This is a genomic window from Mesorhizobium sp. B2-4-12 (assembly GCF_006441575.1).
Classification (GTDB): Bacteria; Pseudomonadota; Alphaproteobacteria; order Rhizobiales; family Rhizobiaceae; genus Mesorhizobium.
The window spans coordinates 1-23,854 of the sequence record NZ_VFVC01000060.1 but is presented as its reverse complement, the minus strand read 5'-3'; the positions used below and the strand labels follow the sequence as shown (position 1 = coordinate 23,854).

Sequence of the window (23,854 nt, the reverse complement as noted above, 5' to 3'; positions counted from 1 at the left end):
CCTTCAAGCCCCATCTGCCGCCCGGCCAATACGTCCCTTGACACCCCTCCGAAGCAGATGTGTGCGCACGCTAGCCCGCAGGGGGAGAAGGAAGAGGCGCCTCTACCCCACCTTCACGAGCACGGCGCTTTCGAATTCCAGCACCTTGTCGCCGGTCGAATCGAAGGCATCCGAACGCAGCGCCAGCAACTGCCAACCGGGGCGTGAAGTGATCGGCCGGTGGGAAACAGCGGTGCGGGTGAAAGTCACCGTCTCGCCGGCATAGACCGGCTTCAGCCATTTCAGGTTCTTGAAACCAGGCGAGGGACCGAACTCCGGCACCGGGCCAGGACCGTTCCAGCCTTCGGCGTCCATGCGGGTTTCCAGATTCAGCTTCATCCAGGTGGCGGTGGTGTGCCAGCCGGAGGCGCAGAGGCCGCCGAGCACGCTCTTTTTCGCGGCCTCCTCGTCTATATGGAAGATCTGCGGGTCGTATTTGCGGGCGAACGCCTTGATCGCCTCGGCCTCGAATGTATGCGAGCCGAGGGTGACGGTGACGCCGACGCGGAAGAATTCATCGAGAGTCATGCCTGGCTCCCCGCGGCTTCGCGTGTGAGGAACATGACGGAGTTATCGAGCTCGAAGACGCTTTCGCCGCGCTGGTTGACCAGTTCGCTGCGCATGGTGACGAAGCCGAGTTGCGGTTTCGACTTCGACAGCCGCCTGGCGAGAACCACCAGGCTGCCCTTCAGCGTATCGCCGGCCAGCACCGGCTTCTTCCATTTGACCTGATCGACGCCGGGCGCGCCCTGGCAGGTGGAGTCCAGCAGGAAGGCATCGCACAGCATGCGCATGAACATGGCGCAGGTGTGCCAGCCCGAAGCCGACAGGCCGCCGAGGATGCTTGCCTTGCCTGCGGCCTCGTCGAGATGCATGGGCTGGGCATCGAATTCGCTGGCGAATTCGATGATCTCGGCAGCGCTCACCTGTTTAATGCCGAGGTCGAACGAGGTCCCTTCGATGAAGTCCTCATAGGCCCATGTCTTCGCGGTCATGGTCTGGAATCCGGTTGCGGAACGCGCGATCCGCGCGGATCGGCAAATCCGGATGCAGGGCGCGGGCGTTTTGGTCAAGCCCTTTTCTGGTGTGCCAGGCTTGGGAGCGGCCGGCGCCGGCGCTCAGAGCCAGCCGCGGCGGCGGAAGTACCAGAAGGGCAGGATCGCCGACAGGATCATCAGGCCAATGGCGAAGGGATAGCCGAGCTGCCATTTCAGCTCGGGAATGACGTCGAAATTCATGCCGTAGATCGAGGCGACCAGCGTCGGCGGCAGGAAGATGACGGCGGCGACCGAGAAGATCTTGATGATGGCGTTCTGCTCGATCGAGATCATGCCGAGCGTGGCATCGAGCAGGAAGGAGATCTTCTGCGACAGGAAGGTGGCGTGGTCGGCGAGCGACAGCACGTCGCGCGACAAGGTCTTGATACGGGCGCGGACATCCTTGCTCATCTTGGTCTGGGTGGCGACATGGGCGAGGAAGCCGGCCAACCGCTGCAGCGAGATCAGGCTGTCGCGCACGGAAGAGGCGATGTCTTCCTTGCGGCCGATGGCTTTCAGCAGTTCCTGGAAGTCTCGGTTGCGCTTCGACACCTTGGTCGAGCGCGCTTCGAAAATGTCGCGCGAGATCGCCTCCACGTCGCGGCCGGCGCGTTCGAGTATATCGGCCAGGCGATCGACGATCGCTTCCAGCAGGCCAATCAGGATGGTGTCGCCGCTGGTGCAGCCCATCGCCACCTTCTCGGCGCGCAGCGGAAAGGTCTTGAACGCCTTCGGCTCGTGGTAGCGAACGGTGATCAGCCTGTTGCCGGAGAGCGCGAAGGTGACCGGCGACATCAGGGGATCGTCGACTTCAGTCTGGGCGGGCAGGGTGGCGGTCATGAAGTAGGCGCCGTCCTCGATATAGAGGCGGCTGGAAATCTCGATCTCCTCCATCTCCTCGCGGGTCGGGATGGCGATGCCGAGCCAGCTCTCGATGGTGGTTTCTTCTTCCTTGGTCGGGTTGATCAGATCTGCCCAGACGATCTTGTCACCATTGGCGAGGAGATCGTCGGTAAGGCGCAGGCGATCATTGTCGACGACGAAAGCCTTGATCATCGCAAGATCTCCCCTGCTAGGATTAAAGGGCGTTGGATTGACACTTCGTGTCGGATTGCACGGTTCCTCGTCCCATGCGCCGAGCGTGCGCTCGCCGCTTAGACCCCTGACATGACAAAATCAAGACGAGCCCGGACTGGAGCCGGGCCGGCATCGCCCGCTCGGAAAAACGCGTCCAGCAGCCGGTACCAGGAAAGCTTCGCCGGCTCGGCTTGCGGCGGTCCGTATCGTTCAAACCGCCTCTGAACGGCGGTCCGCAGGCGAAGATCGAACGTCACGCGCCACGAGCGGCGTGACGTTCGTCAGATCAAGTATTAAACTTGAACAGCATCACGTCGCCGTCCTGGACGACATATTCCTTGCCCTCGTCGCGCGCCTTGCCGGCTTCCTTGGCGGCCACTTCGCCGCCCAGCGTGACATAGTCATTGTAGGCGATGGTCTGGGCGCGAATGAAGCCGCGTTCGAAATCGGTGTGGATGACGCCGGCCGCCTGCGGAGCCTTGTCGCCCTTGTGGATGGTCCAGGCGCGGGTTTCCTTCGGTCCGGCGGTGAAATAGGTGATGAGCTGCAACAGCTCGTAGCCGGCGCGAATGACCTTGTTGAGGCCCGGCTCGTCGAGACCGAGCGAGGACAGGAATTCCATCTCCTCCTCATCGCTGAGCTGGGCGACTTCGGCCTCGATCGCGGCCGAGATGACGACGGTGCGGGCGCCTTGCGCGGTCGCCATTTTCTCGACGGCCCTTGTGTGCTCGTTGCCGGTGGCGGCGTCGGCCTCGGCGACGTTGCAGACGTAGAGCACGGGGTGCGAGGTCAGCAGGTTTAGGCCCTGCAGGATGCGCAGGTCCTCGGCCGAAATGCCCTTGAGCAGGATGCGGGTCGGCTTGCCGGCCTGCAGCAGCTCGAGCGCGGCCTCCATCATCGGCAGCACTGACGTCGCGTCCTTGTCCTTGGCTGAGGCGCGCTTGCGGATCTGCACGATGCGGCGCTCCAGGCTGTCGAGGTCGGCGAGCATCAGCTCCGTCTCGACCGTCTCGGCGTCGGCGACGGGGTCGATGCGGCCCTCGACATGGGTGATGTCGTCATCCTCGAAGCAGCGCAGCACGTGCACGATGGCGTCGACCTCGCGGATGTTGGCGAGGAACTGGTTGCCCAGCCCTTCGCCTTTGGAGGCGCCGCGCACCAGGCCGGCAATGTCGACGAAGGAGATGCGGGTCGGGATGATCTCCTTCGACTTGGCGATCTCGGCGATCTTCTGCAGGCGCGGATCGGGCACCGCCACCTCGCCGGTGTTCGGTTCGATGGTGCAGAACGGATAGTTGGCGGCCTGCGCCGCCGCCGTCCTGGTCAACGCATTGAAAAGCGTCGACTTGCCGACGTTGGGCAAGCCAACGATGCCGCATTTGAAACCCATTTTCGTCCAGTCCTATCGGGAAATCGAAATTTGATGAGGGCTATGGGGGTAGGGGTGAGGAACGTCAAGCCCTGTAACGCCCGGGACGTCTGAGGCTCAGTCCTTGCCGCCGAATAGCTTTTTCAGCATGGCGGCCATCGGGCCCGTTTCAGGCAGCTTGGCAGGCGCCTGCTGCTGCCGCGCCTGGCGGATGTGGCTCTGCTGTTTTGGCGGTTGCTTCTGCGCCGGCTTGTCCGGCTCGGCCGCGGCCTTGCCCTGGACGGCGAGCGCTGCCTTGTTCATGAAGCCGGATTCGTCGCCCTTGACGATCATGGCGGCATTGTCGGCGATTGCGTCGAGCAGCGGCTCCAGCCATTCGCGGTCGGCCTTGGCGAAATCGCCGAGCACATGGTGCTGGACCATTTCCTTGACGCCGGGATGGCCGACGCCGATGCGCACGCGACGATAGGTGTTGCCGACATGGCCGTCGATCGAGCGGATGCCATTGTGGCCGCCGGCGCCGCCGCCGGTCTTGATGCGCAGCTTGCCCTCGGCAAGGTCGATCTCATCGTAGAAGACGGTGAGCGCGGACGGTTCGAGCTTGTAGAAGCGCAGCGCCTCGCCGACCGACTGGCCGGACAGGTTCATGAAAGTCTGCGGCTTGATCAGGATGATCTTTTCGCCGCCGAGCGTGCCCTCGGCGATCAGGCCCTGGAATTTCTTCGACCAGGGCGAAAAGGAATGGCGGCGGGCGATAGCGTCCGCCGCCATGAAGCCGACATTGTGGCGGTTGCTGGCGTACTTCGCGCCCGGATTGCCGAGTCCTGCAAACAGCAGCATCGTCAGCTCCGGGCGGGAAAGACTTACTTCTCTTCGGCGGCAGGAGCCGCTTCAGGGGTCTCAGCCTCGGCCGTCTCTTCCGTCTCTGGCTTCATCGCCGCCGAACCGGCGATGGTCGCGATGGTGAAATCGCGATCGGCGATGACGGGCTTGACGCCCGCCGGCAGCTTGACCGCCGAGATGTGGATCGAATCGCCGATATCGGCGCCGGTGAGATCGACGGTGATGAATTCCGGGATCGCATTGGCCGGGCAGTGGAACTCGACCTCGTGACGCACGATGTTGAGCACGCCGCCGCGCTTGATGCCGGGCGACTTGTCTTCATTGATGAAGTGGACAGGCACGTCGACATTGACTTCGGTGTCCTTGCCGATGCGCAGGAAATCCACGTGCATCGGGAAGTCCTTGACCGGGTCGAGCTGGAAGTCCTTCGGCAGGACCTGGATCTTCTTGCCGTCGACATCGATCGTGGCAACCGTGGTCAGGAACCCGCCGCCATGAATCTTGTAGTAGATGTCCTTGTAGGTGAGAGCGATCGCCAGGGGAGGCTGCTTGTCACCGTAAATTACCGCAGGCACTTTACCGTTGCGGCGAACTGCACGGGCGGACCCCTTACCGACCTGTTCGCGCGCTTCGGCCTTGAGCTCGTAAGCATCGTGGCTCATGGCACTTCCTTTCGTGTTGTTCTGGAGCGCCTACGGTTGGCGATGTGCCGAGCCGTAAACGTCGAAAGCCGCCGGACCTCGATGCCCGAATGCCGGAAACCGCAGCGAGCGGATCTTTGTTCGGGATCACAAGGGGAAGGCAGCCTTCCGCCGCGTTGCCTCCAAGGGTGTCTACGCGGGTGGCGGCTCTATAGCGGAAGGCGGCGGGGGGTGCAAGCCATGGCTGGAGAGGCTGGCTACTGGTCGCCGGTCAAGGCATCGCGCAACGCCTGGACTTGCCGGTTGAGGGCGTTGAGCTCGGCGAGCGTCATGCCTGAGCGCTCGATCAGGGTTTCGTTCAGGCAGTTGCACCGGACAAGCAGGGCGCGCCCCGCGGCGCTCAGGTCGACCTGAACCTGGCGCTCGTCGGTCCGGCTGCGCTGGCGGGTCACCAGTCCGGCCTGCTCCATCCGCTTCACCAGCGGCGTGATGGTGCTCGATTCCAGGGCGAGCCGGTCCGCAATCGTGCCGACCGACATGCCGTCGGCTTCACCCAGGGCGTTGAGCACCAGATATTGCGGATAGGTGATGCCCATCTCGTTCAGCATGGGTTTATATGTGCGGTTGATGGCCATGCTCGTGGCATAAAGCGTGAAGCAGAGCTGATTGTCCAACGGGAGACGCACGACGCATTCCTTGTTTTGCAACTTACGGGTTAAGTACCACGAAAATGATATCGCGATACATATTTTTGTGGACAGGGGGTGTGAACCGCGTTAGGAGTCAGTATCGCGATATTGATTATTGCGATAACAAGCGAAGGGAAATTGAGATGACAATGCAGACCAAGTCCGGCTCGGGCAGCGGCACGATCACCACCAAGGATGGCACGGAGATCTATTACAAGGACTGGGGAACTGGTCAGCCCATCGTTTTCCACCATGGCTGGCCATTGAGCAGCGACGACTGGGATGCCCAGATGCTGTTCTTCCTGTCGAAGGGCTACCGCGTCATCGCCCATGACCGGCGCGGCCATGGTCGCTCGACCCAGACGGATATCGGCAACGAGATGGACACCTATGCGGCCGATGTCGCTGAACTTGTCGCCCATCTCGACCTCAAGGACGCCATCCATGTCGGCCACTCGACCGGCGGTGGCGAGGTGGCGCGCTACGTCGCGAAGTACGGCTCGGGCGGCCGTGTCGCCAAGGCGGTGCTGATCGGCGCGGTGCCGCCGATCATGCTCAAGACGCCGGCCAATCCCGGCGGCCTGCCGATCGAGGTGTTCGACGGTTTCCGCTCCGCCCAGGCAGCCAACCGCGCCCAATTCTTCCGCGACGTCCCGGCCGGTCCGTTCTATGGCTTCAACCGTCCGGGCGCCGAGGTTTCGCAAGGGGTCATCGACAATTGGTGGCGCCAGGGCATGATGGGCGGCACCAAGGCGCATTATGATTGCATCAAGGCCTTCTCGGAAACCGACTTCACCGAGGACCTCAAGAAGATCGACGTGCCGGTGCTGGTCATGCATGGCGACGACGACCAGATCGTTCCCATCGCCGACTCGGCGCTGCTGACTATCATGCTGCTCAAGAAGGGCGAGCTCAAGGTCTACAAGGGTTACCCGCACGGCATGGCCACGACCCATGCCGACGTCATCAACGCCGACCTGTTGGCCTTCTTCAAGTCGTAAGGTCTTCCGGACCAAACAGAAAGAGCACCCGCCAACCGTAGGGTGCTCTTTCGCGGACAGAACGCGAATGGTCTAACCCATTGCTTTCACGCAATTCCGGACGGAAAACCGCTACGCACTTTTCCTGAAATTGCTCTAAGAGGCGGCTTCCATGGTCCGGGCTTCCCTCATGTTGGGCAGGAACACCGTCAGCAGCCCCAGGAACGGCAGGTACGAGCAGATCTGGAAGACGAAGTCGATGCCCTTCATGTCGGCGACGACGCCGAGCACGGCGGCCGCGATGCCGCCCACGCCGAAGGCGAAGCCGAAGAAGATGCCGGCGATCATGCCGACGCGGCCCGGCACCAGTTCCTGCGCGAAGACAACGATGTTGGAGAAGGCCGATGACAGGATCAGCCCGATCAGCACCGTCAGCACCATCGTCCATTCCATGTTGGCGTAGGGGAGCGCAAGCGTGAAGGGCAGCACGCCGACGATCGAGAACCAGATCATCGCCTTCTGTCCGTAGCGGTCGCCGAACGGGCCGCCGAGCAGAATGCCCAGCGCCGAGGCGCCGAGGAACAGGAACAGCATCACTTGACTCATCTGCACCGACACGCCGAACTTATGGATGGAATAAAAAGTGTAGTAGCTGGCGAGGCTGGCGATATAGGCGTTCTTGGTCAACACAAGCAGCGTCAGCACCGCCAGCGCCCACATCACCTTGCGGCGGGGGAATGGCGAGACGAAACTTGGCGCCTTGCGGATGCCCTGCGCGGCGCGCAGACGGCTGTACCAGCCGCCGACCTGCCACAAGATGAAGATGCCGATCAGAGAGCCGCCGGTGAACCAGGCGATGCTGGTCTGGCCGAAAGGCACGACGATGAAGGCGGCAAGCAGGGGCCCCATGGACTGGCCGAAATTGCCGCCGACCTGAAAGAGCGACTGGGCCAGGCCAAACCGGCCGCCGGACGCGAAGCGGGCGATGCGCGAGGATTCGGGATGGAAGATCGCCGAGCCGATGCCGATCAGCGAGGCGCCGATCAGGAGCAGGTAGTAGTGCCCGGCATAGGCCAGCACGACCAGGCCGATCAGCGACGCGGCCATGCCGGAGGGCAGGGAGTAAGGCATCGGCCGCTTGTCGGTGATCATGCCGATGATCGGCTGCAGCAGCGATGCCGTCACCTGGAAGGTGAAGGTCAACAGGCCGATCTGCCAGAAGTCGAGGCCGTAATTGTCTTTCAGAAGCGGATAGATCGCCGATAGCAGCGACTGCATGATGTCGTTGATGCAATGGCAGAGGCTCACCGCCAGAATGACGGTGAAGGCCGTCGCCTGGGCTGAAACGTGACTGGGGCTCGCGGGTGTCGCGACGCTGCTCGCTGTCGTATCGGTCAAGATAGGCTCCGTAGTCTTTTTGGCGGCAGAGCCGCAGGACTGACGCGGCGGGGCTTTCCCGCCCCGCAGCGGTAAACGTAGCGGGACGCTCCCGCAGGGCAGCCTTATAAGCCGGTTGCCAGGCTACTTCTTTCGTGGTTTGGTCCAATAGTTTCGCGAGTGGGCCAGCTGAGCATGATGATGCCGAACGGTAAGGAGCTTTTTGGCGCCGGTCGGACCGATCTCGAGCGATTGCACGGGTTGCGTTGGCAGTGGCTGGAGCAGGCGGTTGGACCGGCGGTGGTCTTGCCGACCGAATATCCGGATGGCTACCATGTGCCGCATCATCACCACAGCCGCAGTCAGTTGCTGCATGCGCTGGTGGGCGTCGTGCTGGTGACGACGCGGCACGGGCGCTGGATGGTGCCGCCCGACCATGCAATGTGGATTCCGGCCGGCATCGAACATTCCGTCGAGATGCTGGGCGATGTCTCGATGCGCTCGGTCTATGTCGTGCCGCAGGCGATTCCCGGCCTGCCGGAAGGCATGCGCGTGGTCGGCATCACCGACCTGATGCACAGCCTGATCGTGGAATCCGAGAAGCTGCCGCAAGGCGGCGAACTGGAAGGGCGCGGCGGCCTGATCATGAACCTTCTGCTGCATGAGATTCCGCAGCTGCCGGAACGGCCACTGGGCCTGCCGTTCCCGTCCGATCCCAAACTGGCGGCGCTCTGCCGGCGCTTTGTCGCGGCACCCTCGCCACACGCAACGATCGACGAATGGGCCGATGCCGTCGGCATGAGCCGGCGCTCCTTCACGCGCGCCTTCCAGCGTCAGACCGGATTGTCGCTGTCGACATGGCGGCAGCAGGCCTGCCTGTTCGCGGCGCTGCCGCGGCTGGCCGATGGCGAGCCGATCACCAGGGTGGCGCTCGATCTCGGCTATGACAGCGTGCCGGCTTTCATCACCATGTTCAAGCGCATGCTCGGCTCCTCGCCGCGTGGCTACATGCGCGGTGCCCGTGACAGCGGGGAAAGCCCGCGGCGGATGGTACCCGGTGCCGGAACCAGATTGCCGCCGCCGGGAGGTTAATCGAACAGGCTCGACACCGATTCCTCGGTCGCCGTGCGCGAGATGGCTTCGCCGATCAGGTCGGCGATCGAGATGACGCGGATGTTGGGGGCATCGAGCACGGCCTGGGTCGGCTGGATGGAATCGGTGATCACCAGTTCCTGCAACTTCGAGCCGCTGATGCGGGCGACCGCGCCGCCCGAGAGCACGCCGTGGGTGATATAGGCGGTGACGCTGGTGGCGCCGTTGGCCAGCAGCGCATCGGCGGCATTGCACAGCGTGCCGCCGGAATCGACGATGTCGTCGATCAGCAGGCAGTCCTTGCCGGCGACCGCGCCGATGATGTTCATGACTTCCGATTCGCCCGGGCGCTCACGGCGTTTGTCGACGATGGCGAGTTGCGCGTCGAAGCGCTTGGCCAGCGCACGCGCGCGCACCACGCCGCCAATATCGGGCGATACCACCACGACATTGCCGAGTTGCTTGTATTTCGCCTTCACGTCGCGGGCCATCACCGGTACCGAGAACAGATTGTCGGTCGGGATGTCGAAGAAGCCCTGGATCTGGCCGGCATGAAGGTCCAGCGTCAAAACCCGGTTGACGCCGGCGCGGGTGATCATGTTGGCCACCAGCTTGGCCGAGATCGGCGTGCGGCCGGAGGCGCGGCGATCCTGCCTTGCATAGCCGAAATAGGGAATGACCGCCGTGATGCGCCGGGCCGACGAGCGCATGAAGGCGTCGATCATGATGAGCAGTTCCATCAGGTGATCGTTGGTCGGGAATGAGGTCGACTGCAGGATGAAGACATCCTCGCCGCGCACGTTTTCCTGGATTTCGACGAAGATTTCTTGGTCGGCGAAGCGCCTGACACTGGCCTTGCCCAGCGGGATGTTGAGATAGCGGGCGACCGCTTCGGCCAGCACCCTGTTGGAATTGCCCGCGAAGAGTTTCATGCACCGTTCCTGGTGGAGGGTGGAGAGGCCTGACGGACTCTCCTGTACCTTTTAACCGGGCTTTTAGCGGCCCGCGCTGGTATTGCAAGCGCCGAGATCGGGAATCCGCCGGCTAAGCTCAAGAAAGCTGTTGGGCATCGCCGGCTGGCAACATCTCAACTCGCCTTGCCGCTAAGAAACGCCGCGAACTGGTCGATGGTCTGGTCGGCGATCGCCTGCATGGTGGCGGGCGAGACCGCCTTCCAGCTGTCGGCGCTCCCGCTGTTGCCGGAGTTGACCGCAGGCGCCTTCATCTGGCCGTTGATACGGTGCAGGCGGTTGCCGGAGGGGTCGTAGATGTCCCAGACATAGATGACGGTGGTGTCCTTGCCCTCCGAGATCGCCGAGAAATAGCCCTTGAGCACATGGGTCGCGGTTTGATCCTGACTGCCGGCAAGCGTGATGCCGCGCTGCTTGGCGCGCGCCTGCAGTTCCGCCGTCAGCGGGGTAGCGGCTTCCACCGAAGCGCCAACGATCGGCGCGATCTGCAGCCGGGTTTTGGCAAGGATGGCGGCGGCCTGTGCGGGCGTGACCGGAGTGGTGGCGGCAGGCGCACCCGCCGTGGTGGCAGGCGCGGCTGATGACGCCGGGACCGAAACACCAGCCGCCGCTCCGCCTTGCGCTGCCGGCGCCGAGGTGGCCGGTGGGGTGATTGCGGAAGGTTCGAGAACGTCCTTTGCGTTGGTGCAGGCCGCCAGAGCCAATGCCACAAGCAATGACACGGTCGTCAGACGCGATCGTCTCATTTGCCTTCTAACTCCTTGGCGAAGAACGCCTCCCATTGTGGTTTCACTGCACGATCAAGTCGAGATCATGGCGGGAGAGCGGCTTCGGCTGGGATTCGGTTGTCAGGTAGGTGCGGCCAAGCGTCATCGCCGTCTCGGTGTCGGAATCCATGATGATCATGTGGGCGAACAGGGTCATGTTCGGCGCGATCGGCTCGGGATTGCCCTGGATGAACATCGGCATGTCCATCCAGGACGGTGTGAAGCGCGCGCCGACCGAATAGCCGCAGGCGTTCAGCCGATGCTTGGTCAGGCCATGCGCCTCCATGGTGCGGGCATGGGCGTCGAAGACGTCGCCGAATGTGTTTCCGGGCGTCATCGCCTTTTCGACGGCGAGAAGCGCGGCGCGCGCCGCGTCGAACAGTTCCTGATGGCGCTTGGAGACCTTTCCGGTCAGCACCGTGCGCATCATCGGCGCATGGTAATGATGGAAGACGCCGGCCCATTCGAGCGTCAGCTGATCATTCTTGGTGAGCTTGCGGCGGCCAGCCTTGTAGCGGCACAGCAGCGCGTCGACACCGGAGCCGATGATGAATTCGTTGGCCGGATAGTCGCCGCTGCCGGCAAAGACGGCGCCCTGCATGGCGGCCAGAATCAGGGCTTCGTCGCCGCCTTGCTTGATCAGCGGCAGGGCCGCGTCCAGCGCGTCGTCGGAGAGGTTGGCGGCCTTCTCGGCCTTGGCGATCTCGGCCGGACTCTTGAACAGGCGCAGCCGTCCGACGATGCCGGATGCGTCGGCGATCTGGCCGAAGGTCTGCAACTGCTCGTCCAGCCGGCGGCCATTGTAGGCGGTCAGCCCGTGGGTGTCGTATTCGACGCCGATACGGGCGCCAAGCAGGTCGAGTTCGTTGAGCAGGTTGCGCAGGTCGACCGCCGGGTTGGCGCCATTGCGGTCGGTCCACAGCACGATGTTATCGATGATCGAGGTCTGGCGTGCCTGGCGCAGATCGGCCGAGCGGGTGAGCAACACCATCGAGCCGTCGGCCTTCACCACCAGGCACTGGAAGAAGCAGAAGCCGAACGTGTCATAGCCGGTCAGCCAGTACATGCTCTCCTGCGCGAACAACAGGATGGCATCGAGCTTCTTCTCGGCCATCTCGATCATCAGCCGGTCGCGCCGCGCGTCAAATTCGGATCGTTCAAAATGCAGCGCCATTATTCCCTCTCCAAAACAATCGCCGAAACCTGCCGGCCATAATCAGGCTCCTTGCGGTGCGTGGTGCGCCGGTAGGAGTAAAAAAGATCTTCCTCGGCATAGGTGCAGCGGCCGAGGCCCTCGGCGGTAACGCCGGCCCTGGTCAGCCGGTCGACCGTGTAGCGGTTGAGGTCGAACATGGCGTGGCCGGCATTGGCGGAGGGTGTGAAATAGGCGGCGTTTTCAGCATCCGCCTCGACGAAGCGGGCGACGAATTCAGGACCGACCTCGTAATTGTCCGGGCCGATCGAAGGACCGAGCACGGCAATGATGTTCTCACGCCGGGCGCCAAGGCTTTCCATGGCAAGAACGGTGTTTTCGAGCACGCCGGTGAAGGCGCCCTTCCAGCCGGCATGCGCCGCGCCGATGATGCGCGCTTGCGCATCGGCAAAGAGCACCGGGCCGCAGTCGGCGGTCGAGGCGCCGATGGCAATGCCGGGCCGGTCGGTGACGATGGCGTCGGCCTTGGGCCGCTCGCCGGCAAAGGGCTCCCGGGCGATTATGACGTCGGGCGAATGGATCTGCCAGGCGGTCAGCAGATGGTTCGCCGGCACGCCCATCCAGGCGGCGACACGGCGGCGGTTCTCGGCGACCAGCGCTTGGTCGTCATCCGATCCGGTGCCGATGTTGAGGCCCTGATAGATGCCGGCCGAGACGCCGCCGACGCGGGTGAAATAGCCGTGGCGGATGCCTTGTGCCTGCGCCTCGTCCAGCAGCGGCGACCGAACAGGATCCGGTTTGGTCTGATTCAGCATGCGGGCGTTGTTGTCCGTATGAGCGGTTTCGTCAAGAAAAAGCGGCCGGCGGTCCGGCCGCTCTTTTACCGGACGGGAGATTGGGAGGGGGAGCGGTGAAAAGTCAATCCGCCATGGCAAAAGGCCGGACGGCGGCGCCGCGCGGCAGGACGGCAAGCACCTTGAACAGCTCGCCCATGGCCTGCGACCCGGCCAGGCGTTCGACATCGCCGGTGATCTTGTCGCGCGCCGCCTGGCTGGCATTGGCGCCAAGCCTGCCGGCACGCTCGAGGATGCCCATGCCAAGCAGGAAATCGCCCTGCGTCGACAGGTGGGCGTCGAAACCGTGCGCGCGCACGGTCGCGGCAAGGGCGGCGAAATCGACATGGGAGGTGAGATCGGCTTCGCCCGGATTGGCCAGCACATCTTCGTGATTGTGCCGGCGCAAGGCCTGCAGCGTGTCGCCGACACCCGGCTGCAGATGGCCGTAGTCGAGGAACAGCCCGGCGCCATTGTCTCGGGCCATGCGCTCGGCGATGGCTGCCATCAGAGCCGTGCGGGCCGGTGCCACTTCGGCGACCGCGCCTTGCGGTGCATTTGCGGCATCGGGAGGCAGCAAAGTCGGATCGACCGAGCCGGCGCCGGCGAAGAAGCAAAGATTGTTCTCATCATCGAGGCCGATCATCCGCTCGCGCCAGCCGGCGCCGGCGCACACGAACTGGCGGATGGGGACGGCGTCGAACAGTTCGTTGCCAACGATCAGCAGCGGCTGATGAGGGAGGGTCTCGATCGTCTCGTGCCACCGAACCGCGAGCGGTGTCGCGGCAAGCGTCTGCTTCTGCACCTCGGCCAGGCGCGGGCTGGTCTCGATCATGGCGAAGTCAGCACCATTGGCCAGCGCCGGGTCGAGCCGCGACAGGGTGCGCAGCATGTCCTTCATCAGTGTGCCACGGCCTGGGCCGATCTCGGCGATGGTCACCGCCATCGGGCGGCCGATCGCCAGCCACGCCTGGTAGAGCCAGACGGCGATCAGTTCGCCGAACATCTGGCTGATCTCCGGCGCGGTGACGAAATCGCCGGCGGTACCGAAGGGCTCTCGCGTCGTGTAGTAGCCGTCCGAAGGATCGAACAGGCACATCGCCATGTATTCGTTGACGGGAAGGGGACCAAGTGCCTCGATCAGGTCGACGATCCGGGTCTTCAGCCGCGTCATGTCGCCTGCGGCTGCGATTGCGTCACCGGCTTGGCGGTGGCCATCGCCCAGATGCCGGCCAGCACCATCGGTGTCGACAGGATCATGCCCATGGTCAGCCAGTTGGTGCCGAGGAGATAGCCGAGCTGCTGGTCCGGCTCGCGGAAGAACTCGACGAAGATGCGCGACAGGCCGTAGCCGCAGATGAAGGCGCCGCCGACGAAGCGCGGCGTCTTCAGCTTGAGGCGCGAATGGGTGAGGATGCGCAGCACGACAAACAGCACCAGGCCCTCGAGCAGCGCTTCGTAGAGTTGGCTCGGATGGCGAGGGTCGAGACCGGCCGGACATTGCCCTAGCGCCTGCTGGAGGCGATCGTTGCAGAAGACCACCCCCCAGGGCATGTCGGTCGGCCTACCCCAAAGTTCGGCATTGATGAAATTGCAGACGCGCACCAGTCCAAGCCCAACCGGCACGCCGGCGGCCACGACATCGAACAGCGACCAAGTGCGGATGCCGCGCTTGATGGAAAACAGCGTCATGGCGAGGATGACGCCGAGCAGGCCGCCATGGAACGACATGCCGCCTTGCCAGACGGCGAAAATGTCGAGCGGATGCGCGATGTAGCGCGGCAGGTCGTAGAACAGCACATAGCCAGTGCGGCCGCCCAGCACCACGCCGATGGCCGCCCAGACGATGAAATCGTCGAGGTCCTCGGGCTTCATCGGCAGGATGCCGTCGGGCCAGAGCCTTGGATTGGAGGCAAGCCGCTTGGCATACCACCAGGCAAACAGGATGCCGACGATGTAGCCGACGCCGTACCAGTGCACCGCCAGCGGCCCGATCTGGACGAGGATCGGGTTGATGTTGGGAAAGGGCAGCGAGGCCAGCGGCAGCAGGAAATAATCGTTCAACGGGAGCTCTCGGTTGCGAAACGCGTTTGCGCGCGGACCATGCGGCAGGGTTTGGGCAGGGTCAAGGCAAGGTGGTTGCCGTCAATTGTCGGGGCGGGTCATCCTTTCGGGCCATCGCCGTGCAGGCGGTAAGTTCAACCCTGAGACTTGGCAGCCACCACCTGCCGCAACGCGTCGTTGATCCTGTCCTGCCAGCCGGGGCCATCCTCCTGGAAATAGTCCAGCACGGCTCGGTCGATCCTGATCGAAACGAGCTCGCGGACATTCGGGGCGGTCGAGGGTTCCCGGGGCGGTGCCGCCGGCTTCTTGACCGGCTTGAAGGCCGCTTCGGCGGCTGCCATCGGATTTGTTGGTCGGCGTGGAGGCGTTGCCATTGATTGACCCTGATTGGAGTGTGCTGACGCAACATGAGACGACAACACAATAGGCGATTTGGCGTCCTCGAGTACAGGTTGGAGCTGTTTGACAACTGCCTATAGGCACGGCAGCGCCATGCGCCATAGCAACGCAGATGCCGCACCAAGCTTCAACGTTCTTGCATTCTCCGCGCGGCGCCACTACGTCATTTCGAGCAAGCGAGGATTTGCCATGTCGACCGGACCGAACCGCATTCTCGACGAATTCGCCAAGCTCATGACCGATGCAGCCGGTGCCGCCCAGGGCGTGCGGCGCGAGGTGGAAACCGCCTTCAAGGGGCAGGCGGAGCGTATCCTCAATTCGATGGACGTGGTGCAGCGCGAGGAATTCGAGGCCGCGCGCGAGATGGCAGCCAAGGCCCGCGACGAGAATGCCCGTCTTGCCGCCCGCATCGAAGCGCTCGAAGCCAGGCTCGCCGAACTGGCCGGTGATACCGCGCCAGCGGCGGCGGCGAAGCCGCGTGCAAAAAAATAATCATTAAACTTTTCCACATAGCCCAATTCTGAAAAGCGCTTTGCCGTGAATCGCTTAACGGCATTGCATGAATCTTTGTGACAGCGCCTTTCCACATGCGAATGACGCAGTGCGAAAAATTGGGCTGTTCACGCGACTCCCGATCAATAGACTGAATTTGTTGCATGATTCGGAGCAGGGTCATGCGGCCGGGCGGTGGGGTCCGGTCTGGGGGTCTTTGCGTCGAGAAGTCCTGGCCGTCCGAGTTCTAGATCAGATTGTTCGTTGTGTGTGCCCTCCCGCGGAGCGTGTGGCGGCGCTCCTTAGAACGACAGGAAGCATTCCATGGAACTTCTCGAACTCGAATTCTCCCGCGAAATCCATCCGGTGGATGTTATCGAGCAGGTGGCCCACAACAATGACTGGTCCTTCGAACGGGCCGGCGATGACGAAATCTCGATCTCGGTCGCTGGCAGCTGGACCGACTATCACGTCTCCTTCTCCTGGATGGAGGATTTCGAGGCACTGCATCTGGCCTGCGCCTTCGACATCAAGGTGCCGGAGACCCGCGCGCTGGAAGTGATGCGGCTGTTGTCGCTGATCAACGAGCAGATGCTGTTCGGTCATTTCGACCTCTGGGAGCAGGAAGGCGCGATCATGTTCCGCCAGTCGTTGCTGCTGGCGGGCGGAGTCGAGCCGTCGAGCCAGCAGGTCGAGGTGCTTTTGTCCTCGGCGCTGGAAGCCTGCGAATGCTATTTCCAGGCGTTTCAGTTCGTCGTCTGGTCGGGAACCTCGGCCAAGGATGCGCTGGCCGGTGTGCTGTTCGAGACCTACGGCAACGCCTGAGCATCGGTAAGACAGTGTCATGAGTTCGAGCAGCGAGCGCAAGCCCGAGATCAGTTTTGCCGATTTCGATCGTGTCGACATCCGCGCCGGCACGATCGTCGAGGCCGAACCGTTTCCCGAGGCGCGCAAGCCGGCATTCAAGCTGAAGATCGATTTCGGGCCCGACATCGGCATCAAGAAATCGTCGGCGCAGATCACCAAATACTATACGCCGGAAACGCTGGTCGGGCGGCAGGTGTTCGCTGTGGTCAATTTCCCGCCGCGCCAGATCGGGCCGTTCATGTCGGAAGTGCTGACGCTGGGCTTTCCTGACGAGGAGGGTGCTGTCGTGCTCGGCGCCATCGAGCGCAAGGTGCCGGACGGCGGGCGTTTGTTTTAGTTTTCGTCATCTCATCCACGGTTCGGGCGTCGGCTTCGCCCGTGGATGACGAAGCATGGTGTCACGCCGCCAGTTTGCGCGGCGTCCCCAGCGCTTCCCCGACCGTGTCGAGGAACATTTCCGCGCAGGCTTTCCAGCTGTAGCGCATGGCGCGTTCGCGGGCCTGGGCGCGGTCGACCTTGAGGGCGGCGAGCGATGCTTCGCGCAAATCGTTGGAAACCGCGCCGCCAATGCCGTCGCCAACGATGTCGATCGGCCCGGTGACCGGATAGGCGGCGACGGGCGTGCCGCTGGCCAGCGCCTCGATGATGACGTTGCCGAATGTGTCGGTGCGGCTGGGGAAGACGAAGACGTCGGCCGAGGCATAGATCTCGGCCAGTTCGTCGTTAGGGCGATGGCCGAGGAAATGCGCCTGGGGATAGCGCGCCTTGAGCTTTGCAAGCTCCGGACCTTCGCCGACGACCACCTTGCTGCCGGGCAGGTCGAGGTCGAGGAAGGCCGAGAGGTTCTTTTCGATGGCGACCCGGCCGACGCAGAGGAAGACCGGGCCGGGGAAGCCGAGGTCCTTCCGTTTGTCCGGCCGGAAATGGTCGGTGTCGACGCCGCGCGTCCACGGCCTCAGCTTGTTGAAACCGCGCGCCGAAAGGTCGTCGGCGAGCGACTGGGTTGCGACCAGCGTGCCTTGGCCGGAATTGTGGAAGTCGCGCAGCCAGCGATAGGCCCAGCTTTCCGGTACCGGCAAGCGGGCGCTCAGATATTCGGGAAAGCGCGTGTGATAGCTGGTGGTGAATGGCCGGCCGGCATTGCGGCAATAGCGCCGCGCCATGATGCCGAGCGGCCCTTCGGTGACGATGTGGATGTGGTCGGTCTTGTAGCCATCGATCAGCCGTACCACGTGGCCGGGCGTGGTCAGCGCCAGCCTTATATCGGGATAGGTCGGCAAGGGCAGCGTGCGAAAGATGTTTGGCGTCAGGAAATCCACCCCGACGTCAAAGGATTTCAGGGTTTCGGTGAGCCGCTCCAGCGTGTGGACGACGCCATTGACCTGTGGGCGCCAGGCGTCGGTGACCATCAATATGCGCATGGCGGCCCTTTGCTGGAAAGGTCGACGGTTGCCTTGAAGCGATGCCGGAACGGCGACCAGCCGGCTACAACCGCTTCGCTCCAGCGCACCCGGGCGGGCACGGGGTCGAAATGGGCCGGCAAGGACGAATCGAGTGTGATCGCACGTTTCATGCGCGCTCTTCACCACGATTTCATGACGGGCGGATGAAGCCAGATGCTTGAAGTGCATAGAGCAGCCCACCGTTCGCGGAAACGGCGAACTCCTTTAACTCTTTGTCTTGACGCAAGTCCGGACGGAAAACCGTTTCACACTTTTCCTGGAATTGCGCTTAGGCCGGAACCTTGATCACCGCGCGCAGGCCGCCAAGCGGGCTGACGTCGAGGGTGATGTCGCCGCCATGGCTGCGGGCGATGTCACGGGCGATCGACAGGCCGAGACCGGTGCCGCTGGCATCGAGGTTGCGGGCCTCGTCGAGCCGCACGAAGGGCTTGAACACATCCTCGCGCCTGTCGGCCGGAATGCCCGGGCCGTCATCGTCGATGGTGACCACAAGCGAGCCACGGCCATGATTGGCGCTGACCTCCACCGTCTTGGCATAGCGGAAGGCGTTGCCGATGACATTGGACAATAGCCGGGCGAAGGCGTTGGGCCGCACATGCACGGTCGGGTCGCCGGAAAGCGTCGTCGACAGCTTGCATTTGCGCAGGCTCGCTTCTTCGCTGAGCTTCTGGAAGTAGGCGTCGAGATCAAAGCGCCCGGGATCCTCCGAGGCCTCGCCGCGGGCGAAGGAGAGATAGCCTTCGAGCATCGACTGCATGTCGTCGATGTCCTGGTTCAGCGCCGCCTTGGTCTCGGCCTTGCCGCCGGCCAGCGCCAGCTGCAGCTTGAAGCGGGTGAGGATGGTCCTGAGATCGTGGCTGACGCCGGTGAGCATCGCGGTGCGCTGCTCGATCTGGCGCTCGATGCGCTCGCGCATCTGGATGAAGGCAAAGCCGGCGCGGCGCACCTCCTCGGCGCCGCGCGGGCGAAAATCGCGCGGCATCGGCCGGCCCTTGCCGAAGCTTTCGGCGGCCTCGGCGAGCGTCAGGATCGGCCGGATCTGGTTGCGCAGGAAGGGGATGGCGATCATCAAGAGCACCAGCGAGGTACCGACCATCCAGATCAGGAAGATGTGGGTGTTGGAGGCATAGGCCTGACTGCGGCGCACGAAGACGCGCAGCACTCTGTTCTCGAGCTGGACGCGCACCTCGACGATGTTGGAATTGCCGACCGTGTCGATCCAGAACGGCCGGTTGATCTGGCGGGTGATCTCGGCGGAAAGAACGTCATCGAGGATCGAGAAGAACGGTTTGGGTCCCGGCGGTGGCAACGGATCGGGCGGCAGGAGGTCGACCTTCAGCTGCATCCGGTCCTGCGCGATGCGAATGATGTTGGCGTAGTCGGCGTCGTGCGGATAGGTTTCGATCATGTCGATGATGGCGGCGATGTCGCGTACGGTGGCCTGCGACAGGCGCTGCGTCACGGTCGCCCAATGGCGCTCCATGAAGACGAAGGCGACCACCGATTGCAAAAGGATCATCGGCGCGATGACGATGATCAGCGAGCGCGCATAGAGGCGCTTGGGCATATAGAGCGAGACGAGGCGCCAGAACCGGTTCCAGATGCGCGGCACCGCCTTGAGCGTTCGCGTGGCGCGTGCGCTCAAGCCGTCATTTCCCGGCTGTTCCAGTTCCGTGGTCGCCATTGGCCCGTCTCATCCGTCGGCGGCCATTGCGGCCGCGGCCGGTATTCTATTCCACGCTGAGCCGATACCCAATACCGCGCACGGTCTGCAGCCAAACCGGATTGGAGGGATCACGCTCAATCTTGCGGCGCAGCCGGTTGATCTGAACGTCGATGGTGCGCTCGCCGACCTCCGAATCGTCGCCGACGAGTTCGTGGCGCGGGATGGTTTCGCCAGCGCGCGCGGCAAAGATAGCCAGAATCTCCTGCTCACGGTCGGTCAGCTTCAGCGCCTCGCCGCCGCGCTTCAGTTCGCGCCTGGCGATCTGGAAGGTGTAGGGGCCGAAGACCAACTGTTCGACCTTTGGCGTCGCCGCCGGGCCGCCGCGGCGCAGGATGTTGTTGATGCGCAGGATCAGCTCGCGCGGATCGAAGGGTTTTGGCAGATAATCGTCGGCGCCAGCCTCGAGCCCCGAGATGCGGCTGTCGGTTTCCGACAACGCCGTCAGCATCAGGATCGGCACGTTCTTTTCTGCACGCAGCGCCTTGGTCAGATCGACGCCGCTTTCGCCCGGCATCATGACATCGAGCACAAGCAGGTCGAAGTCGAGGCCGGCGAGCTTGCGGCGGGCCTCACCGGCATTGCCGGCGACGGTGACGCGAAAACCATTTTCGGTCAGATATTGCTTGAGAAGATTGCGGATGCGGGTGTCGTCGTCGACCACGAGCAAATGCGGTGCGTCGTCATCCGGTGCGGTCGCCTGGTCGACCCTCTCACTGCTCTCCATGGCTTTTTCCTGACATTTTTGCGGACCCAACGTCGATTTGAGCTCTCAGTTCCGGATTGACCATCGCTTCGAGGAAGCGTTCCACCAAAGCCCGTTCGGTGGCGCCGGAATCTTCCAATGCAGCACGGATGCGGCGCGACTGTGGCCGCGCCAGCGCCAGCGCCAGCGCACGGCCCTTGGCCGTCGGATAGAGCTCACGCTGGCGGCGGTCGCGCGGACCTTGCAGCTGCACGACATGGTCGGTGTCGATCAGTTGCTTGAGCACGCGCGCCAGGCTCTGCTTGGTGATCTTCAGCACGTCGAGCAGTTCGGCGACCGTCAGGCCTGGCCTGCGGTTGACGAAATGCAGCACACGGTGATGAGCGCGGCCGAAGCCATAGTCGGCCAGGATCTGATCGGGATCGGAAGTGAAGTCGCGGTAGGCGAAGAAGAACAGCTCGATGATGGCGAAGTCGATGCCGTCCTCGACTGACATCGCGGTCCTGATCGGTTTTCCGGCGGCTGGGCTTCGATCCGTCATCATTTCTCCACGGGAACAGGAGATTATGTCAGTACTATTGACGTAATTTCCCTGCAATGATAATTTTTGACAAGCTTTTGGGCGGATTGCGAACGAAAAGGCAAGACCGGCGGGTTTTTCCGGAATTTCCTGAGTTTGCCAGAGCGCGATTATCCGCTTACGCTTCGAGACACCGGCTGGCGTCTCCAATCTCACGGCGCGGCCAAAAAGAACACGCAACGACACTGTAAAGATATGCGGGCCGGCGCCCGCGGGAGGTTATCATGGCATCCGTTCCCTTCGATCAACTGGACGGCTTCATCTGGATGAACGGCGAGTTCGTTCCATGGGGCGACGCCAAGATTCATGTGCTGACCCATGGCCTGCATTACGCCAGCGCGGTGTTTGAAGGCGAACGCGCCTATGGCGGCGTGATCTTCAAGCTCAACGAGCACACCGAGCGTCTGCATGAATCGGCGCGCCTGCTCGGCTTCAAGATTCCCTATTCGGTGGCCGAGCTCAATGATGCTTCGACCAAACTGTTGAAAAAGCAGGGTTTCCAGGACGCCTATGTCAGGCCGATCGCCTGGCGCGGCAGCGAGCAGATGGGTGTTTCGGCGCAGAACAACCGCATCAATGTGGCCATCGCCATCTGGCAATGGCCGAGCTATTTCGATCCGGCGCAGAAGCTGAAAGGCATTCGGCTCGACGTGGCGGAATGGCGCCGGCCCGACCCGCGCACGGCGCCGTCCAAGTCGAAGGCCGCCGGCCTCTACATGATCTGCACCATGTCCAAGCATGCCGCCGAGGCCAACGGATATGCCGACGCCATGATGCTCGACTGGCGCGGCCAGGTCGCCGAAGCAACCGGCGCCAACATCTTCTTCGTCAAGGACGCCAAGATCCATACCCCGAAGCCCGACTGCTTCCTCGACGGCATCACCCGCCGCACCGTCATTGGCCTAGCCAGGGATCGCGGGCTGGAGGTCGTCGAACGCGCGATCATGCCGGAGGAACTCGAAGGCTTCGAGCAATGCTTCCTGACGGGAACCGCGGCGGAAGTCACGCCGGTTTCTGAGATCGGCCCCTACCGATTCGAGGTCGGCGAGATCGCCAAGAACCTGATGAACGACTATTCTGTCGCCGTTCAGCCCAAGCATGCGATCGCCGCAGAATAACGAAAGTCACAGCTTTTCGCGCAAGTAGGGGCGGTTTTCGAACCGCCCCTTTTATTTCAGCGTCTGTGCATTTGACTTTCATCCAATTCGGCGTCTCATGATGGCGTCGGTCCGGGAGGCTGGCAGCTATGGAGGGACTGGCAATATGGACATGAACACGCTTCTTCCGATCATCATTCAGATCATTACAGGCATTATCGGTGGTCAGGCGGTCGGCGCGGCGATCAAGACGGCAGCGATGGGGCAGCTTCCCAAAATCCTGGCCGGCGCGGTTGGCGGCGTCGGCGGCGCGGCGATCCTCGGCAGCCTGCTCGGCGGGGGCACGATCACTCCGGACGCAGCCGCGGCGGCGACGAGCAGTCTCGGCAGCGCGCTCAACCTGAAGAACATCGTCGGCGGCGCCGGCGGCGGCGCGATCCTGACCGCCATCGTCGGCGCGGTCATGGGCGCCATGAAGAAGTAGGCGATTTCTGTCTAAGGTTTTCAAATGGGCGGCTTCGGCCGCCCATTCCGTTTTAAGACGACTGACTGTTCGTCTTTCGAGGGGTGGACGCCTTTCACCGGCGCCTCTACATGACCGCTTGGACATCGAAAGGACGATCATGGGTCAGCTCAACGCCGGCATCGTACCGGTCACACCGTTCCAGCAGAACTGCACCATCCTGTTCGACATGGACGACAAGCACGGCGTCGTCGTCGATCCGGGCGGCGACATCGACAAGGTGTTGGGCGTGTTGAAGGACAACGCGATCACGGCCGGGGCCATCTGGATCACGCATGGCCACATCGATCATGCCGGCGGTGCGATGGAGCTCAAGGCGGCGCTGGGCGTCGAGATCGTCGGCCCGCACGAGGCCGACAAACCCTTGCTCGACAATCTGGAAAACCAGGGCAGGCGCTACGGCATCGCCGGTTCGCGCAATTGCGTGCCCGACCGGTTCCTGACCGAGGGGGAGACGGTGTCGTTCGGCTCGCATCGCTTCGAGGTGCTGCATTGCCCCGGCCACGCGCCGGGCCACGTCGTCTATTACAACCGGGCGGCCAAATTCGCCCATGTCGGCGACGTGCTGTTTCGCGGCTCGGTCGGCCGCACCGACCTGCCGGGTGGCGACCATGCGACGCTGATCGCTTCGATAAAGGACAAGCTTCTGCCGCTCGGCGACGATATCGGCTTCATCTGCGGCCATGGGCCGGGCGGCCGCTTCGGCGAGGAGCGGCGGACCAATCCGTTTTTGGTCTAATTCAGTACGGATTCAGACGATCCCGAACAACTTGACCAGGCCGTTTCCGAAAGCTGGCGCCGCCCCTCATTGTCCTGCCGGACGTTCGTCATCCGAAAAACCAAGCAATTGGCTTTCTCGTCCGCTGTGCGGACCACTTCTCAACTCCCCGTATAGGGACGGGGAGAAAGACAGCCTGCACAGAGGATTTCGACAATCTCCAGCGTCGCAGTACCAGCGCCAGCATTGCGGCCAGTTCTCTTCTCCCCGTCCCTGTACGGGGAGAAGGTGCCGGTGTCCGAACCGGATAGATAGGTAACAGGATGGACCGATTGCATGGGTAACGGTTTTCTT

The 23,854-nt window shown here is 63.1% G+C and carries 28 protein-coding genes; 8 read left to right on the top strand and 20 right to left on the bottom strand.

Annotated elements, in window-relative coordinates; all coding sequences use genetic code 11:
- Nucleotides 1–102: 102 nt before the first annotated feature.
- From FJ934_RS25480 to FJ934_RS25450, 7 genes are all read right to left on the bottom strand, one after another.
- Nucleotides 103–567 (bottom strand): MaoC family dehydratase, encoded by a 465-nt coding sequence (locus FJ934_RS25480; protein ID WP_140613179.1) that lies wholly within the window; start codon nt 565–567, stop codon nt 103–105.
- Nucleotides 564–1,034 (bottom strand): MaoC family dehydratase, encoded by a 471-nt coding sequence (locus tag FJ934_RS25475; protein WP_140613178.1) that lies wholly within the window; start codon nt 1,032–1,034, stop codon nt 564–566. Before FJ934_RS25475 ends, FJ934_RS25480 begins: the two co-directional genes overlap by 4 nt.
- Nucleotides 1,035–1,157: 123 nt before the next feature.
- Nucleotides 1,158–2,132, bottom strand: coding sequence for a magnesium/cobalt transporter CorA (corA, locus tag FJ934_RS25470; RefSeq protein WP_140613177.1), 975 nt, complete (start codon nt 2,130–2,132; stop codon nt 1,158–1,160).
- 307 nt (nt 2,133–2,439) lie between these two features.
- Nucleotides 2,440–3,543 carry a redox-regulated ATPase YchF gene (gene ychF / locus FJ934_RS25465; protein WP_140613176.1) on the bottom strand — a complete coding sequence of 368 codons (1,104 nt, stop codon included), beginning with the start codon at nt 3,541–3,543 and terminating at the stop codon, nt 2,440–2,442.
- Between the two features lie 96 nt (nt 3,544–3,639).
- Entirely contained in the window at nt 3,640–4,362 is a 723-nt protein-coding gene (pth, locus tag FJ934_RS25460; RefSeq protein WP_140613175.1) for an aminoacyl-tRNA hydrolase, read from the bottom strand.
- Nucleotides 4,363–4,385: 23 nt separating this feature from the next.
- Nucleotides 4,386–5,027: a 50S ribosomal protein L25/general stress protein Ctc gene (locus FJ934_RS25455; RefSeq protein ID WP_140613174.1), complete on the bottom strand. Its 642-nt coding sequence runs from the start codon at nt 5,025–5,027 to the stop codon at nt 4,386–4,388.
- Between the two features lie 236 nt (nt 5,028–5,263).
- Nucleotides 5,264–5,692 carry a MarR family transcriptional regulator gene (locus FJ934_RS25450; protein ID WP_140613173.1) on the bottom strand — a complete coding sequence of 143 codons (429 nt, stop codon included), beginning with the start codon at nt 5,690–5,692 and terminating at the stop codon, nt 5,264–5,266.
- A 146-nt stretch (nt 5,693–5,838) separates the two neighbouring features.
- Here FJ934_RS25450 and FJ934_RS25445 point away from each other — a divergent pair, with 146 nt between their 5' ends.
- On the top strand, nt 5,839–6,696 hold the full coding sequence (locus tag FJ934_RS25445) for an alpha/beta hydrolase (RefSeq protein WP_140613172.1): 858 nt from the start codon (nt 5,839–5,841) through the stop codon (nt 6,694–6,696).
- Nucleotides 6,697–6,831: 135 nt separating this feature from the next.
- Here FJ934_RS25445 and FJ934_RS25440 read toward each other — a convergent pair whose 3' ends face one another.
- Nucleotides 6,832–8,073, bottom strand: a complete 1,242-nt coding sequence (locus tag FJ934_RS25440; protein WP_181165770.1) for an MFS transporter — start codon at nt 8,071–8,073, stop codon at nt 6,832–6,834.
- Nucleotides 8,074–8,253: 180 nt separating this feature from the next.
- On the opposite strand from FJ934_RS25440, the gene FJ934_RS25435 reads away from it, so the two are divergent.
- On the top strand, nt 8,254–9,144 hold the full coding sequence (locus FJ934_RS25435; RefSeq protein WP_140613180.1) for a helix-turn-helix transcriptional regulator: 891 nt from the start codon (nt 8,254–8,256) through the stop codon (nt 9,142–9,144).
- On the opposite strand, the gene FJ934_RS25430 is transcribed toward FJ934_RS25435, so the two are convergent.
- The 7 genes from FJ934_RS25430 to FJ934_RS25400 all read right to left on the bottom strand — a co-directional run bounded on the left by FJ934_RS25430 (nt 9,141) and on the right by FJ934_RS25400 (nt 15,306).
- The gene (locus tag FJ934_RS25430) at nt 9,141–10,076 is read right to left on the bottom strand and encodes a ribose-phosphate pyrophosphokinase (RefSeq protein ID WP_140613170.1); all 936 of its coding nucleotides are present in this window, start codon (nt 10,074–10,076) and stop codon (nt 9,141–9,143) included. The two genes, FJ934_RS25435 and FJ934_RS25430, sit on opposite strands and share 4 nt — an antisense overlap.
- A gap of 155 nt (nt 10,077–10,231) precedes the next feature.
- Nucleotides 10,232–10,861, bottom strand: coding sequence for a hypothetical protein (locus FJ934_RS25425; RefSeq protein ID WP_140613169.1), 630 nt, complete (start codon nt 10,859–10,861; stop codon nt 10,232–10,234).
- A 43-nt stretch (nt 10,862–10,904) separates the two neighbouring features.
- The gene (locus FJ934_RS25420; RefSeq protein WP_140613168.1) at nt 10,905–12,056 is read right to left on the bottom strand and encodes a Xaa-Pro peptidase family protein; all 1,152 of its coding nucleotides are present in this window, start codon (nt 12,054–12,056) and stop codon (nt 10,905–10,907) included.
- On the bottom strand, nt 12,056–12,850 hold the full coding sequence (gene pgeF / locus FJ934_RS25415; RefSeq protein WP_140613167.1) for a peptidoglycan editing factor PgeF: 795 nt from the start codon (nt 12,848–12,850) through the stop codon (nt 12,056–12,058). The genes FJ934_RS25420 and pgeF overlap by 1 nt, the downstream gene beginning before the upstream one ends.
- Before the next feature lie 103 nt (nt 12,851–12,953).
- Complete coding sequence (locus tag FJ934_RS25410; protein ID WP_140613166.1) at nt 12,954–14,042, bottom strand: class I SAM-dependent methyltransferase; 1,089 nt, start codon at nt 14,040–14,042, stop codon at nt 12,954–12,956.
- Nucleotides 14,039–14,932 (bottom strand): prolipoprotein diacylglyceryl transferase, encoded by an 894-nt coding sequence (gene lgt, locus FJ934_RS25405; protein WP_140613165.1) that lies wholly within the window; start codon nt 14,930–14,932, stop codon nt 14,039–14,041. The genes FJ934_RS25410 and lgt overlap by 4 nt, the downstream gene beginning before the upstream one ends.
- Nucleotides 14,933–15,066: 134 nt before the next feature.
- Nucleotides 15,067–15,306 (bottom strand): BrnA antitoxin family protein, encoded by a 240-nt coding sequence (locus tag FJ934_RS25400; RefSeq protein WP_140613164.1) that lies wholly within the window; start codon nt 15,304–15,306, stop codon nt 15,067–15,069.
- A gap of 214 nt (nt 15,307–15,520) precedes the next feature.
- Here FJ934_RS25400 and FJ934_RS25395 point away from each other — a divergent pair, with 214 nt between their 5' ends.
- The 3 genes from FJ934_RS25395 (at nt 15,521) to FJ934_RS25385 (ending at nt 17,027) form a co-directional block, all read left to right on the top strand.
- The gene (locus FJ934_RS25395) at nt 15,521–15,823 is read left to right on the top strand and encodes an accessory factor UbiK family protein (protein WP_140613163.1); all 303 of its coding nucleotides are present in this window, start codon (nt 15,521–15,523) and stop codon (nt 15,821–15,823) included.
- Between the two features lie 324 nt (nt 15,824–16,147).
- A complete protein-coding gene (locus tag FJ934_RS25390) occupies nt 16,148–16,648 on the top strand; it encodes a YbjN domain-containing protein (protein ID WP_013893499.1) in 501 nt (166 codons plus the stop codon).
- Between the two features lie 19 nt (nt 16,649–16,667).
- Nucleotides 16,668–17,027: a tRNA-binding protein gene (locus FJ934_RS25385; protein WP_064980596.1), complete on the top strand. Its 360-nt coding sequence runs from the start codon at nt 16,668–16,670 to the stop codon at nt 17,025–17,027.
- A 61-nt stretch (nt 17,028–17,088) separates the two neighbouring features.
- Here the strand turns inward: FJ934_RS25385 and FJ934_RS25380 are convergent, their stop codons facing one another.
- From FJ934_RS25380 to FJ934_RS25365, 5 genes are all read right to left on the bottom strand, one after another.
- Nucleotides 17,089–18,111, bottom strand: a complete 1,023-nt coding sequence (locus FJ934_RS25380; RefSeq protein ID WP_140613162.1) for a glycosyltransferase family 1 protein — start codon at nt 18,109–18,111, stop codon at nt 17,089–17,091.
- On the bottom strand, nt 18,099–18,263 hold the full coding sequence (locus tag FJ934_RS28160) for a hypothetical protein (protein ID WP_181165769.1): 165 nt from the start codon (nt 18,261–18,263) through the stop codon (nt 18,099–18,101). Before FJ934_RS28160 ends, FJ934_RS25380 begins: the two co-directional genes overlap by 13 nt.
- 158 nt (nt 18,264–18,421) lie before the next feature.
- Nucleotides 18,422–19,837 carry an ATP-binding protein gene (locus FJ934_RS25375; protein WP_140613161.1) on the bottom strand — a complete coding sequence of 472 codons (1,416 nt, stop codon included), beginning with the start codon at nt 19,835–19,837 and terminating at the stop codon, nt 18,422–18,424.
- Nucleotides 19,838–19,883: 46 nt separating this feature from the next.
- A complete protein-coding gene (locus tag FJ934_RS25370) occupies nt 19,884–20,603 on the bottom strand; it encodes a response regulator transcription factor (protein ID WP_140613160.1) in 720 nt (239 codons plus the stop codon).
- Entirely contained in the window at nt 20,590–21,123 is a 534-nt protein-coding gene (locus FJ934_RS25365) for a MarR family transcriptional regulator (protein WP_181165768.1), read from the bottom strand. The genes FJ934_RS25370 and FJ934_RS25365 overlap by 14 nt, the downstream gene beginning before the upstream one ends.
- A 263-nt stretch (nt 21,124–21,386) precedes the next feature.
- Between FJ934_RS25365 and FJ934_RS25360 the strand changes: the two genes are divergently transcribed.
- From FJ934_RS25360 to FJ934_RS25350, 3 genes are all read left to right on the top strand, one after another.
- Nucleotides 21,387–22,280, top strand: coding sequence for a branched-chain amino acid aminotransferase (locus FJ934_RS25360; protein ID WP_140613158.1), 894 nt, complete (start codon nt 21,387–21,389; stop codon nt 22,278–22,280).
- 145 nt (nt 22,281–22,425) lie between these two features.
- On the top strand, nt 22,426–22,743 hold the full coding sequence (locus tag FJ934_RS25355) for a hypothetical protein (RefSeq protein WP_140613157.1): 318 nt from the start codon (nt 22,426–22,428) through the stop codon (nt 22,741–22,743).
- Nucleotides 22,744–22,882: 139 nt separating this feature from the next.
- Nucleotides 22,883–23,521 (top strand): MBL fold metallo-hydrolase, encoded by a 639-nt coding sequence (locus FJ934_RS25350; protein WP_140613156.1) that lies wholly within the window; start codon nt 22,883–22,885, stop codon nt 23,519–23,521.
- Nucleotides 23,522–23,854: the final 333 nt, after the last annotated feature.

Coding starts and splice junctions, on each gene's coding strand:
- FJ934_RS25480 (WP_140613179.1), bottom strand. CDS start 567: ATGACTCTCGATGAATTCTTCCGCGTCGGCGTCACCGTCACCCTCGGC.
- FJ934_RS25475 (WP_140613178.1), bottom strand. CDS start 1,034: ATGACCGCGAAGACATGGGCCTATGAGGACTTCATCGAAGGGACCTCG.
- corA (WP_140613177.1), bottom strand. CDS start 2,132: ATGATCAAGGCTTTCGTCGTCGACAATGATCGCCTGCGCCTTACCGAC.
- ychF (WP_140613176.1), bottom strand. CDS start 3,543: ATGGGTTTCAAATGCGGCATCGTTGGCTTGCCCAACGTCGGCAAGTCG.
- pth (WP_140613175.1), bottom strand. CDS start 4,362: ATGCTGCTGTTTGCAGGACTCGGCAATCCGGGCGCGAAGTACGCCAGC.
- FJ934_RS25455 (WP_140613174.1), bottom strand. CDS start 5,027: ATGAGCCACGATGCTTACGAGCTCAAGGCCGAAGCGCGCGAACAGGTC.
- FJ934_RS25445 (WP_140613172.1), top strand. CDS start 5,839: ATGACAATGCAGACCAAGTCCGGCTCGGGCAGCGGCACGATCACCACC.
- FJ934_RS25435 (WP_140613180.1), top strand. CDS start 8,254: ATGCCGAACGGTAAGGAGCTTTTTGGCGCCGGTCGGACCGATCTCGAG.
- FJ934_RS25430 (WP_140613170.1), bottom strand. CDS start 10,076: ATGAAACTCTTCGCGGGCAATTCCAACAGGGTGCTGGCCGAAGCGGTC.
- FJ934_RS25425 (WP_140613169.1), bottom strand. CDS start 10,861: ATGAGACGATCGCGTCTGACGACCGTGTCATTGCTTGTGGCATTGGCT.
- FJ934_RS25420 (WP_140613168.1), bottom strand. CDS start 12,056: ATGGCGCTGCATTTTGAACGATCCGAATTTGACGCGCGGCGCGACCGG.
- pgeF (WP_140613167.1), bottom strand. CDS start 12,850: ATGCTGAATCAGACCAAACCGGATCCTGTTCGGTCGCCGCTGCTGGAC.
- FJ934_RS25410 (WP_140613166.1), bottom strand. CDS start 14,042: ATGACGCGGCTGAAGACCCGGATCGTCGACCTGATCGAGGCACTTGGT.
- FJ934_RS25400 (WP_140613164.1), bottom strand. CDS start 15,306: ATGGCAACGCCTCCACGCCGACCAACAAATCCGATGGCAGCCGCCGAA.
- FJ934_RS25395 (WP_140613163.1), top strand. CDS start 15,521: ATGTCGACCGGACCGAACCGCATTCTCGACGAATTCGCCAAGCTCATG.
- FJ934_RS25390 (WP_013893499.1), top strand. CDS start 16,148: ATGGAACTTCTCGAACTCGAATTCTCCCGCGAAATCCATCCGGTGGAT.
- FJ934_RS25385 (WP_064980596.1), top strand. CDS start 16,668: ATGAGTTCGAGCAGCGAGCGCAAGCCCGAGATCAGTTTTGCCGATTTC.
- FJ934_RS25380 (WP_140613162.1), bottom strand. CDS start 18,111: ATGCGCATATTGATGGTCACCGACGCCTGGCGCCCACAGGTCAATGGC.
- FJ934_RS28160 (WP_181165769.1), bottom strand. CDS start 18,263: ATGAAACGTGCGATCACACTCGATTCGTCCTTGCCGGCCCATTTCGAC.
- FJ934_RS25375 (WP_140613161.1), bottom strand. CDS start 19,837: ATGGCGACCACGGAACTGGAACAGCCGGGAAATGACGGCTTGAGCGCA.
- FJ934_RS25370 (WP_140613160.1), bottom strand. CDS start 20,603: ATGGAGAGCAGTGAGAGGGTCGACCAGGCGACCGCACCGGATGACGAC.
- FJ934_RS25365 (WP_181165768.1), bottom strand. CDS start 21,123: ATGACGGATCGAAGCCCAGCCGCCGGAAAACCGATCAGGACCGCGATG.
- FJ934_RS25360 (WP_140613158.1), top strand. CDS start 21,387: ATGGCATCCGTTCCCTTCGATCAACTGGACGGCTTCATCTGGATGAAC.
- FJ934_RS25355 (WP_140613157.1), top strand. CDS start 22,426: ATGGACATGAACACGCTTCTTCCGATCATCATTCAGATCATTACAGGC.
- FJ934_RS25350 (WP_140613156.1), top strand. CDS start 22,883: ATGGGTCAGCTCAACGCCGGCATCGTACCGGTCACACCGTTCCAGCAG.